This is a genomic window from Kitasatospora sp. NPDC058032, assembly GCF_042885845.1.
GTDB lineage: Bacteria > Actinomycetota > Actinomycetes > Streptomycetales > Streptomycetaceae > Kitasatospora.
In genome coordinates this window covers 376,282-390,866 of record NZ_JBHVRK010000003.1, presented here as the reverse complement: position 1 = coordinate 390,866, position 14,585 = coordinate 376,282, and the positions used below count along the sequence as shown (strand labels likewise).

The following is a 14,585-nucleotide window of genomic DNA, read 5'->3' as shown; positions in this document are numbered from 1 at the left end:
AGTGGAGCACAGTGCCCGAGCTGAGGTCCCGTACGGTCACCCACGGTCGCAACATGGCAGGCGCCCGGGCGCTTCTCCGGGCGGCCGGCGTAGCCCGCGAGGACTTCGGCAAGCCGATCATCGCGGTCGCCAACTCCTTCACCGAGTTCGTCCCCGGCCACACCCACCTCCAGCCGGTCGGCCGGATCGTCTCCGAGGCGATCAAGGAGGCGGGCGGCATCCCGCGCGAGTTCAACACCATCGCCGTCGACGACGGCATCGCGATGGGCCACGGCGGCATGCTCTACTCGCTGCCCTCGCGCGACCTGATCGCCGACTCGGTCGAGTACATGGTCAACGCGCACTGCGCCGACGCGCTGATCTGCATCTCCAACTGCGACAAGATCACCCCCGGCATGCTGATGGCCGCGCTGCGCCTGAACATCCCGACGGTCTTCGTCTCCGGCGGCCCGATGGAGGCCGGCAAGGCCACCCTGGTCGACGGCACCGTGCGCAAGCTCGACCTGGTCGACGCGATCTCCCAGGCGGTCAACGAGAACGTCTCCGACGAGGACATCGCGATCATCGAGGAGAACGCCTGCCCGACCTGCGGCTCCTGCTCGGGCATGTTCACCGCCAACTCGATGAACTGCCTCACCGAGGCGATCGGCCTCTCGCTGCCCGGCAACGGCTCCGTGCTCGCCACCCACACCGCCCGCCGCGCCCTCTACGAGCGGGCCGGGCGCACCGTCGTCGAGATCACGAACCGGCACTACGGCCAGGACGACGAGTCCGTCCTGCCGCGCGCGATCGCCACCCGCGCCGCCTTCGAGAACGCCATGGCCCTGGACATCGCCATGGGCGGCTCGACCAACACCATCCTCCACCTGCTCGCCGCCGCCCAGGAGGCCGAGCTGGACTTCGACCAGCGGGCCATCGACGCGATCTCCCGCAAGGTGCCCTGCCTCTCCAAGGTCGCGCCCAACGGCGCGTACTACATGGAGGACGTGCACCGGGCCGGCGGCATCCCGGCCATCCTCGGCGAGCTCTACCGCGGCGGGCTGCTCAACGAGGACGTGCACACCGTGCACGCCGACTCGCTCGCCGAGTGGCTGAAGACCTGGGACGTCCGCGGCGGCTCGCCCTCCGACGAGGCCGTCGAGCTCTGGCACGCCGCCCCCGGCTGCGTCCGCTCCGCCGAGGCCTTCTCGCAGTCCGAGCGCTGGGAGTCGCTGGACACCGACGCCGCCCGGGGCTGCATCCGCAGCGTCGAACACGCCTACTCCGTCGAGGGCGGCCTCGCCGTGCTGTACGGCAACCTCGCCGAGGACGGCTGCATCGTGAAGACCGCCGGCGTCGACGAGTCGATCTGGACGTTCAGCGGCCCGGCCGTCGTCGTCGAGTCCCAGGAGGACGCGGTCGAGGCGATCCTCGCCAAGCGGGTCAAGGAGGGCGACGTCGTCGTCATCCGCTACGAGGGCCCCAAGGGCGGCCCCGGCATGCAGGAGATGCTCTACCCGACCTCCTTCCTCAAGGGCCGCGGTCTCGGCAAGGCCTGCGCGCTGGTCACCGACGGCCGCTTCTCCGGCGGCACCTCGGGCCTGTCCATCGGCCACGCCTCCCCGGAGGCCGCGTCCGGCGGCACCATCGCGCTGGTCGAGGACGGCGACACCATCGCCATCGACATCCCGGGCCGGCGGATCTCGCTGGAGGTGCCCGCCGAGGTCCTGGACGAGCGCCGCCGCGTGCTGGAGGCCGGCGGCGGCTACCGGCCGAAGAACCGCGACCGCCAGGTCAGCCAGGCCCTGCGCGCGTACGCCGCGATGGCCACCTCCGCCGACAAGGGCGCCGTCCGGGACGTCGGCAAGCTCGGCTGACCCCGCCCTCCGCGGCAACACCGACGAGGAGCCGTCCCGGCCACCGGGACGGCTCCTCCGTCGTTCCCGCCCAGCGGGGATAATCGGATCCGTGACCCAGGAACCCACCCCCTCCGCCCAGCCCGTCGGCGCCCCCGAGCCGGAGCCGATCCGCTGGTTCGGCACCAGCTGGGTCGAGCGCGGCGGCGACTACCGGCTGCGCCGCGTCCTCGTCCCCGTCGGCGCCCTGCTCTGCGCCGCGGCCGCCGCCCTGGTGCTGCGCTTCGCCGTCGACGGCATCCGGGTGGCCGACAACGGCGGTTTCCTCAACGGCCTGCTGGTCGCCGCCGTCGCGATCTGCTCGCTGCTGGCGGCGCTGCGCACCTGGAAGCTGCTCACCGAGGGCAAGGAGAACCTGACCGGCTGGATGGCCGAGGAGAAGTCGCTCGGCGTGGTCTGGATCATCGGCGGGGTCGGCGCCTTGCTCGCCTACTTCGTCCGCAGCCTGCGCGAGGCCCCGGGCGAGGCCGTCCGGCGCGCCCGCTACGAGCAGGAGCGCGACCGCTACGAGCGCCGGCAGGCCGGCCGCAGCGGCCGGCCCGGCACCAAGGCGCCGGGCCGGGCCAAGCGCCGGCGCTAGCCCGGCTCAGCTGCGGGTCACCGTCCCGCACTCGCCGTCGCCCTCCGACAGGTCCTTGCTGCGGTCGTACGGGTCGCTGGCGGTGCCGCTGGGCGCCGGCTCGGGGCCGCCGAACGAGGCCGCGAACTGGTCGAACTGCGGGTGCAGGTAGCCGTCGTAGACGTCGCAGGCGCTGTTGCCGATCTCGGACCGGCTGTTGATGTTCAGCTTCTTCGGGATCACGTTGAAGCGCTTCGGGTCGTAGAACCGGAAGGTCTCCACCCTGCGGACCACGGTGCGGGTGGTCCAGGTGTCCCCGGCGACGTCGGCGGCCGGCACCGTCCAGCCGACCGGCCGAGCCGTGCCGCCACCGGTACCGCCACCGTTCGTGCCACCGGTCCCACCGCCGCCGCCCTTGCCGCCCGGGGTGGACGGCCGCGGGGTGGGCGTCGGCTTGGGCGCGGCGGCCCGCTTGGCGGCGTCCGGTCCCGGCCGCAGCGCGTACACGTAGGTGAAGTCGGCGTGCACCAGCACGCCCTTCTCGCCGTCGCCCTCGACCGTGAGCATGCCCTGGAGCTTCACGGTGCTGTTGACCGGGATCGCCTCGGCCGGGTCGAAGCGGGTGAACCAGTGTGTCGGGTCGGTCTCGGCGGACGGCTTGGCGAGCGCCTTGACCGCCGAGTTCTGCTCATCGGCGTCCAGCATCGCCAGCGCGGCCGTCGGACGCCCGCCGGCCACCACCGCCGGGTCCAGGTTGGCCGCCGCCAGGTACTGCTTGACCAGCTCGACCTGCTCGGCGACCTCCTCGGCGGTGAACACCCCGACGGCGCCGGGGGTCTCCTTGGGCGCGAACGCCGCGATGTCGGTCGGCCACCCCTCGGCGGGGGAGCCGGCCCACGGGTGGTCGACGGTCGGGCGCTGCTCGGCCGCCGCCGATGGCGCGGCGGTCGGCCGGGCGGTCTCCGGGGCGACGGTCGGTACCGGCCCCGACGCGGCGGGCGTGCCGCCGGAGCCGTCGCCGAAGCGCGTCGAGTACCAGGACCGCAGCCCGTCGACGTTGAGCGCGGCGAGCACCAGGGCGACGGCCAGCAGCACGAACAGCGGCGTGCGCCACTCCAGTGAACGGCGTGGCCGCGGGTTGCCCCACGCGTCGACCGGCCGGCCCTTGCGGGCGAACCGTTTCTTCGGTGCCGGCCCGTCGTTCACCGAGCGGCGGCCGCCCGGGTCGACCGGCGGGGTGTGCTTCCACTGGGCGGCGAGCATTCGGGTGCGGCCCGTCTGCTCCTTGACGGAGGCTCCCCGGACGAACTCCTCGTCGAGCACGAGGTCGGCGAACGGGTCCTTCCCGTCCGGTCCGGTCGGGGCGGTCCCGTCCGGTTCCCGGCCCTCGGACGGGCGCGGTTCTGGATCTTCGGCGATCGGCATCGCGCCAGTATGCCGACGGGGTGTGACGGATGTTCGATCGGGGCCACACCGGTCGGTGAACACCCCGGCGGTGTGCGAGGATCAGCCCGTTTTGTCCCCTCCTGGGGGAGCGCGGCCACGCCCCGTCAGCCCTTGCCGCGGGCCTTCTTCACCGATCCGACCACCCCCGCGACGGTCACCAGCATGGCGGCCGGGAACAGCGACTCGAAGAACGCCTCGAACACGCCCGCGTCCCCGAGGAACAGCTGCGCCAGCATGTTCAGCACCAGCAGCCCGCCGCCCGCCGGGAGCGCCGCCTGCCACGGGTGCTCGTTCGCCCACTGCTGCAGCCGCCGGTCGCTGCCCTCCCGGCGCATCCGGGCGCCGACGGTGCCGACCAGGAAGAAGAAGAACAGGCCCCAGCCGGCCGGACCTGCCAGCATGCTCAGCGACCAGTCCCCGTCGATCAGATCGATCACCAGGTCCGTCGCCCCCACCACCGCACCGACTCCCGCGGCGGTCCGCCACGGCCCCAGGGTCGCCGCGGCGACGGCGACCTGCCGGTTCTCACGTCGGGACATCTCTCCGTGTGCCATGACTCCACGGTGCTCCCGCCTCCACCCCCGGGCCATAGGGGAGAACCCGGAGTTTCGCCCTAGGGGCTGACGTCGCCGGCCGTGCCCGCAGAGTGGACGCTGCGGCCGGGGGCGGGCGCGCGGTGCGAGGATGGCGGCGGTACCGGAACGCGATACCGGAGGCAAGGAGCGGCCATGACCAGCAGCGCGGCGCACGGACAGAAGATCGCCTTCCTCGGCACGGGCAAGATCGGGGAGGCCCTGCTCTCCGGTCTGCTGCGGGCGGGCAAGGACCCGGGGGACGTCCTGGTGACCGCCCGCCGCCCCGAGCGGGCCGCCGAACTGGCCGCCCGTTACGGCGTCGGCGTGGTCGGCAACACCGAGGCCGCCAAGCTCGCCGACACCCTGATCCTCGCGGTGAAGCCGCAGGACATGGGCACCCTGCTGGACGAGCTGGCGCCGCACGTCGCCCCGGACCGGCTGGTGATCTCGGCGGCGGCCGGCATCCCCACGGCCTGGTTCGAGGCCCGGCTGGCGGCCGGCACCCCGGTGGTCCGGGTGATGCCCAACACGCCCGTCCTGGTCGACGAGGGCATGAGCGTCATCTCCGGCGGCTCGCACGCCACCGAGGCGCACCTGGAGCGGGCCGAGGAGATCTTCCGCTCGGTCGGCAAGGCGCTGCGGCTGCCCGAGTCCCAGCAGGACGCGGCGACCGCGCTCTCCGGCTCCGGCCCGGCGTACTTCTACTTCCTGGTCGAGGCGATGACCGACGCCGGCATCCTGCTCGGCCTGCCCCGGCAGGTGGCGCACGACCTCATCGTGCAGTCGGCGATCGGCGCCTCGGTCATGCTGCGGGACTCCGGCGAGCACCCGGTGAAGCTGCGCGAGGCGGTCACCTCGCCGGCCGGCACCACCATCGCGGCCATCCGCGAGCTGGAGAACCACGGGGTGCGGGCGGCCCTGCTGGGCGCCCTGGAGGCGGCCCGGGACCGCTCCCGGGAGCTGGCCTCCGGCGGCAAGTGACCGCCGGGGCCGGGCCGACGGGCCGATAGGGTCGAACGCATGGCCTATGAACTGGTGATCTTCGACAACGACGGTGTCCTGGTGGACAGCGAGCCGCTCTCCAACCGGCTGCTGGCCGAGTACCTGACCGAACTCGGCTTCCCGACCACGATCGAGGACTCCTACCGGGACTTCATGGGCACCGCCGCCCACCGGGTGCACGACGTGATCGCCGAGCGCCACGACGGCGCCCGGCTCCCGGAGGGCTTCGACGAGGCCTTCCACGGCCGGGTCTTCGACGCCTTCGCCACCGAACTCGCCGCCGTCCGGGGCGCGGACGCGCTGCTGAAGGAGCTCCAGCGGCGCGCCGTGCCCTACTGCCTGGCCTCCTCCGCCCACCACAGCTGGATCCGCGCCGCCCTGGACGTCACCGGCCTGCGCGGGCACATCGCGGAGGAGCGGATCTTCAGCGCCCAGGACGTCGGCGTGGGCAAGCCCGCCCCGGACCTGTTCCTGCACGCGGCCCGCACCCTGGGCGTCGACCCGGCGGCCTGCCTGGTGCTGGAGGACAGCCCCAACGGCGTGCTCGCCGCCCGCGCGGCCGGCATGGACGTCTACGGCTACACCGCGCTGACCGACCCGGCGAAGCTGACCGCGGCCGGCGCCACCGGCCTGATCGCCGACCTGTCCGAGGTCCCCGCCCTGCTCGGCTGAGGTGCGCGCACCCCCTCCCGAAAACGGCCGTCTGCCCCTACGCTCTCGCCACCGACCGCCTTACCGGCCAGTAGCGAGGTGCATGTGCGTACCGAGGACGCCGAGAACGCCGACCCTGCCGAGAGCTCCGGAGGGCTCCCGATCACGCCCCCGGCCACGGCCCCGATCACGCCCGGGCTCCGGGCCGGCCGGGCCGCGCTGGCCGCGAGCTTCCTGCTCCAGGGCGTCACCTTCGCCCTGCTGGTCACCTGCATCCCGGAGATCCAGGACCGCTACGGGCTGAGCGACGCGCTGCTGCCGCTGTTCCTGGCCGCCGTTCCGGTGCTGGCCGGGGTGGGGTCGATCGCCTCCGAGCGGCTGGTCCGCCGGACCGGCGCGCGGGCCGTGCTGCGGGTGGTCCAGCCGGCGGTCTGCGCCACCCTGGCCGCCACCGGCCTCGGCGACACGCTCTGGCAACTGGCGCTCGCCCTGGGCGCCTTCGGGCTGCTGGTCGGCGCGCTGGACGCCAGCATGAACATGCTCGGGGTCGGCCTCCAGCACCGCTACGGCCGCTCGGTGATGCTCGGCTTCCACGCCGCGTTCAGCCTCGGCGGCATCCTCGGTGCGGCCGTCGCCGGCCTCGGTGCGCACGACGACCTCGGGCTGCCGGTGCTGTTCGGGACGGCCGCCGCGGTGATCGCCCCGCTCGTGCTGCTGGCCGGCGGCTTCCCCCGGCCCCCGGCCGGGGGGACCCCCGACGCCGGGACCGCCGAACTCGGCGACGCCGTCCGGGAGGCCGCCGAGGCCGCCGCCCGGACGATCCCCTGGCGCCCGCTGCTGCCGCTCTGCCTGGCGATGGCCTTCGCGTACATCGCCGACGCCTCGGTCTCCAACTACAGCGTCAAGTACCTGACCGACGGGCTGGACAGCCCCGAGGACATCGCCAAGCTCTCCTACCTCGGCTACATGGTGGCGATGCTGTTCGGCCGGGCGCTCGGCGACCGCGCCGTGCAGCACTGGGGCGCCGTCCCGGTGGTGCGCGGCGGCGCCGCCCTGGCCGCGCTCGGCTTCGCGGTGGCCGCCGCCGCGCCGGGCGCCTGGGCCGGGATCGCCGGGTTCACCGTGCTGGGCCTCGGCATCTGCGCGATCATCCCGCAGGTCTTCGCGGCCGGCGGGCGGCTCTTCCCGGCGGACTCGGACGCCGCGGTGGCCCGGCTCAACCTGTTCAACTACGTGGGCTTCCTCGTCGGTTCGCCCCTGGTCGGCGCGCTGGCGGACGCGAGCTCGTACCGCTGGGCGCTGCTCGCGCCGATGCTGCTGGTGCTGGCCGTCCTGCCGCTCGCCGACCGCTTCGCCCCGGCCCCGGCGGCGCCCGCCCCCGCCCGGGCCGTCCTCCGGGACCAGGTCTGACCCGCCCGTACGACCAGCGTTCAAGGACCCGTTGGCGGGCCCGGCCGCCCCCACCCACTACGGTGGACGGCATGCCCGAAGCCGAGCGTGACACCTCCTGCGGCCTGCACCTCTTCTGGGACGAGGCGGTCACCGCCTACGACTTCGGCCCAGGCCACCCGATGGACCCGACCCGGCTGGCGCTCACCATGCGCCTGGTGGAGGACCTCGGCCTGGCCGCCGGACCGGGTGTCACCCTCCGCTCCGCCCCGCCCGCCGGTGAGTCCACGCTGCGCCTGGTGCACACCGCCGAGTACGTCGAGGCGGTCAAGTACGCGGCCGCGCACCCCGAGCGGCAGGACGTCCGGCACGGCCTCGGCACCGACGACAACTGGTCCTTCCCGGCCGTCCACTCCGCCTCCGCGCTGATCGCCGGCCAGTCCGTCGCCGCCGCCGAGGCCGTCTGGCGCGGCGAGACCCCGCACGCCGTCAACTTCGCCGGCGGCCTGCACCACGCCATGCCCGACCGCGCCTCCGGTTTCTGCGTCTACAACGACCCGGCCCTCGCCATCGCCCGGCTGCTCGAACTCGGCGCCGAGCGGATCGCCTACATCGACGTCGACGTCCACCACGGCGACGGCGTCCAGCAGACCTTCTGGGACGACCCCCGGGTGCTCACCGTCTCCCTGCACGAGCACCCCGCCACCCTCTTCCCGCAGACCGGCTGGGCCACCGAGACCGGCGGTCCCGGCGCCGAGGGCTCCGCCGTCAACCTCCCGCTGCCCGCCGGCACCGGCGACACCGGCTGGCTGCGCGCCTTCCACGCCCTGGTGCCCGAGCTGCTGACCGCCTTCCGCCCGCAGGTCCTGGTCACCCAGCACGGTGCCGACACCCACCTGGAGGACCCGCTGGCCCACCTCGCGGTCACCGTGGACGCCCAGCGGGTGATCGCCCAGGAGCTGCACGAGCTGGCCCACGAGCACGCCGGCGGTCGCTGGATCGGCCTCGGCGGCGGCGGCTACGCCGTCGTCGACGTCGTCCCGCGGACCTGGACCCACCTGGTCGCCACCGCGGCCGGCCGCCCCGTCGACCCGGCCACCGAGACCCCGGAGTCCTGGCGCGCCGAGGTCTACCGGCGCACCCGCCGCCCGGCCCCGCTGCGGATGACCGACGGCGCCCGTCCGGTCTGGCGCGACTTCGACGCGGGTTACGATCCGGCGGACCGCCTCGATCAGGCGATCCTGGCCACCCGCCGCGCCGTCCTGCCGCACCACGGCCTGATGCCCTGACCGGGCGGCCGTTTCCCGGCCCGTGCCCGGCCCGTTCCCCGGCCCCTTGCCCGCCCCGGACGGCTGAACCGGTGCCACCGCTTGTGAAGACCTGGTGCCCCGTCGCGTTGAGTGCGCACGCCGACTAGTGCAGACCGCCGATCGGCTACGTACTGCAACCGGCTTATCCCTCACCGTACGAGGACTGCGCTTCTCCCTCTTCCCACTGGTACCACCCATAACTACTCTGGGGATACACGTGTGCCGGTGGAGTCACCGGAGGGGAAGCCGGTGCCTTGCACACGGGTAAGGGTCGGGTGATGGTCATGAGTTCCGGCGAACGCCCCTTGCAGGACGTCGTCTTCCTGACCGTGGCCGAGGTGGCCGCGGTCATGCGGGTCTCCAAGATGACGGTCTACCGGTTGGTGCACAGCGGTGAGCTGCCCGCCATCCGGGTCGGCCGCTCGTTCCGGGTGCCCCAGCAGGCAGTGCACGAGTACCTCAAGGAGTCCTACGTGCGGCTCGAGAGCGCGTAGGCGGACCGGTCCGGTACGGGGTCCGCCACGGTGGACCCCGTATCCGTTCGCCCCGGATTCGCCTTGAGTTCGCCCGCCTCGGGGAGCGCGATTACGGCCCTGGGCGTGCGGAATGTAGGCTAGGCCCTCCGTCAGTCGTATGGACTCCGTCTCTCACGGGCGAGAGTCTCAGTGAGCGAGGGTTGTTCCGTGGGCTCTGTCATCAAGAAGCGTCGCAAGCGTATGGCCAAGAAGAAGCACCGCAAGCTTCTGAAGAGGACCCGCGTCCAGCGTCGCAACAAGAAGTAAGCGCCCCCGGCCGCGCCTCGCGCGCCGAGCGCTTCGCACCGCCCGCCCCGGCCCTCGTGGCCTGGGCGGGCGGTGTCGTTTCCCGGCCCGTCGAGGCGGCGCGGTACGGTGCACGCAGGCCTCCCGGGCCGAGGAATGGGGTGCAGCGCTGTGGGAACGGTCGTGCTCGTCACCGGCGTGGCCCGCAACCTCGGGGCCCGCTTCGCCGCCGAGCTGCGCCGCCGCCCCGGGGTGGACCTGGTGGTCGGGGTGGACGTGCAGCCGCCGCGACCGGCGCTGCGCGCGCTCGCGGAGCCGGACGGGCCCGCCGCCCCGTACCGCTTCCACCAGCTCGACCTGCGCCGCCCCGCCGTGGCGCGGGTGATCGCCGAGCACGGCGTCGACACGGTCGTGCACCTCGCGGTCAGCGCCACCGGTCTGGGCTCCACCCACCGCTCCGCGGTGAAGGAGTCCAATGTGATCGGCACCATGCAGCTGCTCGGCGCCTGCCAGAAGGCCCCGGGGGTGCGGCGTCTGGTGGTGAAGTCGACCACCGGCGTCTACGGCTCGGCGCCGCGCGACCCGGCGGTGTTCACCGAGCGGACCCAGCCGAAGGTGCTGCCGGTCGGCGGCTTCGCCAAGGACGCCGTCGAGGTGGAGGGCTACGTCCGCGGCTTCGCCCGGCGCCGCCCGGACGTCGCGGTCACCGTGCTGCGGTTCGCCAACATCGTCGGCCCGGGCGCCGACACCCCGCTGAGCGAGTACTTCGCGCTGCCGGTGCTGCCGACCGTGCTCGGCTACGACCCCCGGTTGCAGTTCGCGCACGAGGACGACGTGGTCGAGGTGCTCTGCCGGGCCTCCTTCCCGGCCGAGCCGGGCACCGTGAACACCGGCACCTTCAACGTCGCGGGGGAGGGCGTGCTGCTGCTCTCCCAGTGCGCCCGCCGGCTGGGCCGGCCGACCCTGCCGCTGCTGCTGCCCGCCGTCAGCTGGATGGCCGGGCTGGCCCGGCAGACCCGGCTGGTCGACGTCTCGCCCGAGCAGCTGCGGCTGCTGACCCACGGCCGGGTGGTGGACACCGCGCGGCTGCGCGAGGCGTTCGGCTACCGCCCGTCGTTCACCACCCCGGAGGCGTTCGCGGACTTCGCCGCCGCGTTGTCGCCCGGGCTGCTGCCGCCGGGCCGGCTGACCGCCGTCACCGACGGCCTGGCCGCGCTGCTCGCCGGGTCCGGCACCGCCGCCCGGCCGCACCGACCGCACTGACCGCACCGACCCAGGAGCTGAACCCGCATGAGTGCCGCCGCCGAGAACGCGCCGGGCGAGGCGAAGGTCATCCCGATCGAGTCCGCCCCCAGCTGGACCGAGCCGCCGGCCGGCGGTCCGGGCCTGGCCGACCGGGTCGCCGACGCGGTCGGCGGCGCGCTGGCCGGGCGGCTCGGCGCCGCCGCGACCCGGGCGTTCGGCAAGGGCTGGGAGGAGCGGGCCGCCGACGGCCTGTCCTTCCTGCGCCGCCGGATCACCGGCGACTACGAGGTCGACGAGTTCGGCTTCGACCGGGAGCTCACCGAGGAGGTGCTGCTCGGGCTGCTGCGGCCGCTGGCGGAGAAGTACTTCCGGGTGGAGGTGCGCGGGATCGAGAACATCCCGGCCGAGGGCGGCGCGCTGATCGTCGCCAACCACTCCGGGACGGTCCCGCTGGACGCCCTGATGACCCAGGTGGTGATACACGACCACCACCCGCGCCACCGGCACCTGCGGATGCTCGCCGCCGACCTGGTGTTCGTGCTGCCGGGCGTCAACGAGCTGGCCCGCAAGGCCGGGCACACCCTGGCCTGCAACGAGGACGCCCAGGCGCTGCTGGAGCGCGGCGAGCTGGTCGGCGTCTGGCCGGAGGGGTTCAAGGGGATCGGCAAGCCGTTCGGCGAGCGGTACAAGCTGCAGCGGTTCGGCCGGGGCGGGTTCGTCTCCTCGGCGCTGCGGGCGGGGGTGCCGATCGTGCCGTGCTCGATCGTCGGGGCGGAGGAGACCTATCCGATGATCGGGAACTTCCGGACGCTGGCCCGGCTGCTGGGCCTGCCGTACGTGCCGATCACGCCGACCTTCCCCTGGCTGGGGCCGCTCGGGGCGGTGCCGCTGCCGACCAAGTGGATCATCGAGTTCGGCGAGCCGATCGCGACCGACCGGCACCCGGCGGACGCGGCGGACGATCCGATGCTGGTCTTCGACCTGGCCGACGAGGTGCGGGAGACCATCCAGCACACGCTCTACCAGCTGCTGGTGCAGCGGCGGTCGGTGTTCTTCTGACGGTCGGCGGGCCGACAGGGCGGGCCCCGGCGGACGAGGTGTCCGCCGGGGCCCGCTCCGATCTCCCGCCGTCCGGCCGGTGCCGGCCGATGCCGTCCGGTGCTGTCCGGTCAGCCGCCGAGGATCCGCAGACCGGGCAGCAGGCCCGGGATCAGCGGGGGCACCTCGACGCCCTGCTGGGCCGCGCCGCTCGCACTGGGCGCCGCCTCGGTCGGCGCGGCCGGGGGCTGGTCCGGCGTCGGCGCCGGGGCGGGCGCGTCCGCACTGGGCGAGGGTTTCGCCCCGGTGAGCCCGCTGGTGAGGTTGTCGACCAGTCCGCCGACCGGGGCCGGTACGACGTTGGCCGGGCCGCTCGGCAGCGGGAGGACCGGTACGGCGGGCGCCGCCGGGGCGGGGACACCGCCCTGGGCCGGGGCCTGCGGGGCGCCGCCGGGCCGGTCGCCGGCCGAACCGCCCGCCGGGCCGCCGGTGGCGCCGCCCTGGGCGGGTGCGGTGCCGGCCGCCGGGTTGCCGCCGGGCGCCGTCCCGGTGGCCGGCGCGCCGGCGCCGCCGCCGACGGGGCCGTGCGTTGCGCCGCTCGCCCCGCCGCCGGCCGGAGCGCCGCCGGGGGCGGGCGGCTGGACCAGGCGCAGGGGCGCGACGTCCTGGCTTATGGCGTCGAAGAGCTGGTCCACCAGGTGGGCCTGCGGGGTGAGCTGGACCGGGAGCCGGGACTGGATCTCCGACCAGGTGCCGTCCTCGTCCTGGGCGAAGCCGGCCAGGGTGCGCATCGGGTCGAGCGAGCCGTTGTTGCGGTAGACGGCGCGCAGCAGGTCGCGCCCCTTGAGGGCGTCGGCGTGCATGGCGTCGAGGGCCTTGCGGACCTGCTCGACGGTGCCCGGACTGAGCGCGCCGGCCGGGTCGGTCCGGCCGACCAGGGACTTCGCCTCGCCGAGGCGGGTGGCCGCGTTGTCCAGGAGCAGTTCGCCGCGCTCGCTGTCGGAGCCCGCGAGGTTGAGCCGTAGACCCTCCAGCCCGCGCTTCATGCCGTACAGCGGGTCGCCGGGGAGCGCGTTGCCGCTGGCGGCCGCGGCGCCGGCGAAGCTGCCGACGGCGAGGCCGGCGACCAGTCCGCCGATCGCGAACCGGCGGCTCCAGCGTCCGCGCGGCGCGGTGCGGACGGCCCGGTGGCGGCGCTGCCGTGGCACGGTCGCGCCCGGGCCGCCCGCGAAGGCCTGCTCGAACGCGGCCATCAGCTGGGCGCGTTGGACGGTCCGGACCTCCTGGTCGAGTTCCGGGACCGGCAGCGCGCGGAGCGCGCCGACCGTGTCGATGAGTTCCGTCATCGCGGCCGAACCGGCGTTCCCGCCGGTGGTGATGGCCGTTCCGTCGCCGTCGGCAGCGCGGTGCTCCGCCTGGTGGGCCTCCAGCGCCTCGGCGAAGGCCTTCGCCCGCCGGTGCTCCAGCACGTTTGCCGTCACGGGCCACACCTCCCTTCGTCGTTGTCGACACCCCGGCTCGCCGGACGGTTGCTCCGACAAGCCAAAGCCACTCCATCGGGTGAGAGGTCGCAATTCGACTTGACCGTACGCCTGGTGGAGGCTTGCACGCTGGCCAACGAGCGGTGCGGGCGGTCGGTTACGCACGGCTGATCATCGGACCGACCGTTCACCCGGATGTGTCGGGCCGCCCCGGAAGGTGACGGCCCGCTTCCTATCTCTCCTGCCGCTTGCCCGGAGCCCTCCCCGGAACACCGCCGGCTCATCGCGCGTCGGGCGGGAGCAGCCGGGCCAGCGTGCGCACGGCGCGGTACTGCAGGGTCTTGATGGCGCCCTCGTTCTTGCCCATGATCCGGGCGGTCTCGGCGACCGAGAGCCCCTGCAGGAAGCGGAGGGTGACGCACTCCTGCTGCTGCGGGTTCAGTCGCCGGACGGCCTCCAGCAGGGCGGCGTTGGAGAGCGACTCCAGCACCGACTCCTCGGGGCTGCGCTCGCACTCGTTGGAGTCGAGCATCTCGCCGGTGGTGACCTCCAGCCGGAAGCGGCTGGACTTGAAGTGGTCGGCGACCAGGTTGCGGGCGATGGTCACCAGCCAGGCGCCGAAGTCCCGGCCCTGCCAGGTGAAGGTGCCGATTCTGCGCAGCGCGCGCAGGAACGTCTCGCTGGTGAGGTCCTCGGCGGTGGCCCGGCTGCCGACCCGGTAGTAGATGTAGCGGTAGACGGTGTCCGCGTAGTGGTCGTAGAGCCGGCCGAAGGCGTCGCTCTCGCCGGCCTGGGCCCGCTCGACCAGCTCCATGATCGGGTTGTGCTCGGTCTCGTAACCGGGGCCGGTGGTGGTGCGGGCGCGGCTGCGGCCGCCGGTGGTGCCGGTGCGGCCGCGCGCGCCGGTGCCGGCTGATCCGGCGGCGGTGGTGCGCAGCAGCGGGCCGCCGAGGGCGGGTCCGGGGCCGAACGCGGCTCCGGCGGGCGCCGGTTGGGGAACGGCGGCGAGCTGGCTGCGGAGCAGGCTGCGCAGCAGCTCCAGGCCGGTGGAGATCTGCCGGGGCGGGACGGGGCGGACGCGGAGGCCGGTGCGGGAGCGCAGGGGCGCGGACGACGGGCGGGAGGGTGCAGGCGCGTCGTTCCGGACGGGTGGGTACACGGGACTCCCAGAGGCAGAACTGTGGACGGATCACCTCCGCCTGCGCGGAGAGCACGCCCGTCCCGCCCGGTCCT

Annotated in this window: 14 protein-coding genes; 10 read left to right on the top strand and 4 right to left on the bottom strand. The window is 74.2% G+C overall.

Features of this window, described 5'->3' with window-relative positions:
* Window positions 1-11 precede the first annotated feature (11 nt).
* Window positions 12-1,856 (top strand): dihydroxy-acid dehydratase, encoded by a 1,845-nt coding sequence (gene ilvD / locus ACFVUH_RS07280; RefSeq protein ID WP_387911691.1) that lies wholly within the window; start codon window positions 12-14, stop codon window positions 1,854-1,856.
* Window positions 1,857-1,947: 91 nt separating this feature from the next.
* The gene (locus ACFVUH_RS07275; protein WP_355357932.1) at window positions 1,948-2,475 is read left to right on the top strand and encodes a hypothetical protein; all 528 of its coding nucleotides are present in this window, start codon (window positions 1,948-1,950) and stop codon (window positions 2,473-2,475) included.
* A gap of 6 nt (window positions 2,476-2,481) precedes the next feature.
* Here the strand turns inward: ACFVUH_RS07275 and ACFVUH_RS07270 are convergent, their stop codons facing one another.
* Both ACFVUH_RS07270 and ACFVUH_RS07265 read right to left on the bottom strand, forming a co-directional pair.
* A complete protein-coding gene (locus tag ACFVUH_RS07270; protein WP_387911690.1) occupies window positions 2,482-3,879 on the bottom strand; it encodes a hypothetical protein in 1,398 nt (465 codons plus the stop codon).
* Between the two features lie 125 nt (window positions 3,880-4,004).
* A complete protein-coding gene (locus tag ACFVUH_RS07265; protein ID WP_355357938.1) occupies window positions 4,005-4,439 on the bottom strand; it encodes a hypothetical protein in 435 nt (144 codons plus the stop codon).
* A 189-nt stretch (window positions 4,440-4,628) separates the two neighbouring features.
* Here ACFVUH_RS07265 and proC point away from each other — a divergent pair, with 189 nt between their 5' ends.
* The 8 genes from proC (at window position 4,629) to ACFVUH_RS07225 (ending at window position 11,892) form a co-directional block, all read left to right on the top strand.
* Window positions 4,629-5,456, top strand: coding sequence for a pyrroline-5-carboxylate reductase (gene proC, locus ACFVUH_RS07260; protein ID WP_355357941.1), 828 nt, complete (start codon window positions 4,629-4,631; stop codon window positions 5,454-5,456).
* A gap of 39 nt (window positions 5,457-5,495) precedes the next feature.
* Entirely contained in the window at window positions 5,496-6,149 is a 654-nt protein-coding gene (locus ACFVUH_RS07255; protein WP_355357944.1) for an HAD family hydrolase, read from the top strand.
* A gap of 165 nt (window positions 6,150-6,314) precedes the next feature.
* On the top strand, window positions 6,315-7,538 hold the full coding sequence (locus tag ACFVUH_RS07250) for an MFS transporter (RefSeq protein WP_387911824.1): 1,224 nt from the start codon (window positions 6,315-6,317) through the stop codon (window positions 7,536-7,538).
* Between the two features lie 71 nt (window positions 7,539-7,609).
* Window positions 7,610-8,806, top strand: coding sequence for an acetoin utilization protein AcuC (locus ACFVUH_RS07245; protein ID WP_355357947.1), 1,197 nt, complete (start codon window positions 7,610-7,612; stop codon window positions 8,804-8,806).
* A gap of 305 nt (window positions 8,807-9,111) precedes the next feature.
* Window positions 9,112-9,321, top strand: coding sequence for a helix-turn-helix domain-containing protein (locus ACFVUH_RS07240; RefSeq protein ID WP_045937940.1), 210 nt, complete (start codon window positions 9,112-9,114; stop codon window positions 9,319-9,321).
* A gap of 189 nt (window positions 9,322-9,510) precedes the next feature.
* Window positions 9,511-9,609, top strand: coding sequence for a 30S ribosomal protein bS22 (locus ACFVUH_RS07235; RefSeq protein ID WP_003948845.1), 99 nt, complete (start codon window positions 9,511-9,513; stop codon window positions 9,607-9,609).
* Between the two features lie 150 nt (window positions 9,610-9,759).
* The gene (locus ACFVUH_RS07230; RefSeq protein WP_387911687.1) at window positions 9,760-10,851 is read left to right on the top strand and encodes an NAD-dependent epimerase/dehydratase family protein; all 1,092 of its coding nucleotides are present in this window, start codon (window positions 9,760-9,762) and stop codon (window positions 10,849-10,851) included.
* A gap of 27 nt (window positions 10,852-10,878) precedes the next feature.
* The gene (locus tag ACFVUH_RS07225) at window positions 10,879-11,892 is read left to right on the top strand and encodes a lysophospholipid acyltransferase family protein (protein WP_355357953.1); all 1,014 of its coding nucleotides are present in this window, start codon (window positions 10,879-10,881) and stop codon (window positions 11,890-11,892) included.
* A 110-nt stretch (window positions 11,893-12,002) separates the two neighbouring features.
* Here ACFVUH_RS07225 and ACFVUH_RS07220 read toward each other — a convergent pair whose 3' ends face one another.
* Window positions 12,003-13,352 carry a DUF5667 domain-containing protein gene (locus tag ACFVUH_RS07220; RefSeq protein WP_387911685.1) on the bottom strand — a complete coding sequence of 450 codons (1,350 nt, stop codon included), beginning with the start codon at window positions 13,350-13,352 and terminating at the stop codon, window positions 12,003-12,005.
* Between the two features lie 280 nt (window positions 13,353-13,632).
* Window positions 13,633-14,406, bottom strand: a complete 774-nt coding sequence (locus ACFVUH_RS07215) for an ECF subfamily RNA polymerase sigma factor, BldN family (RefSeq protein WP_387911823.1) — start codon at window positions 14,404-14,406, stop codon at window positions 13,633-13,635.
* Between the last annotated feature and the right edge of the window lie 179 nt (window positions 14,407-14,585).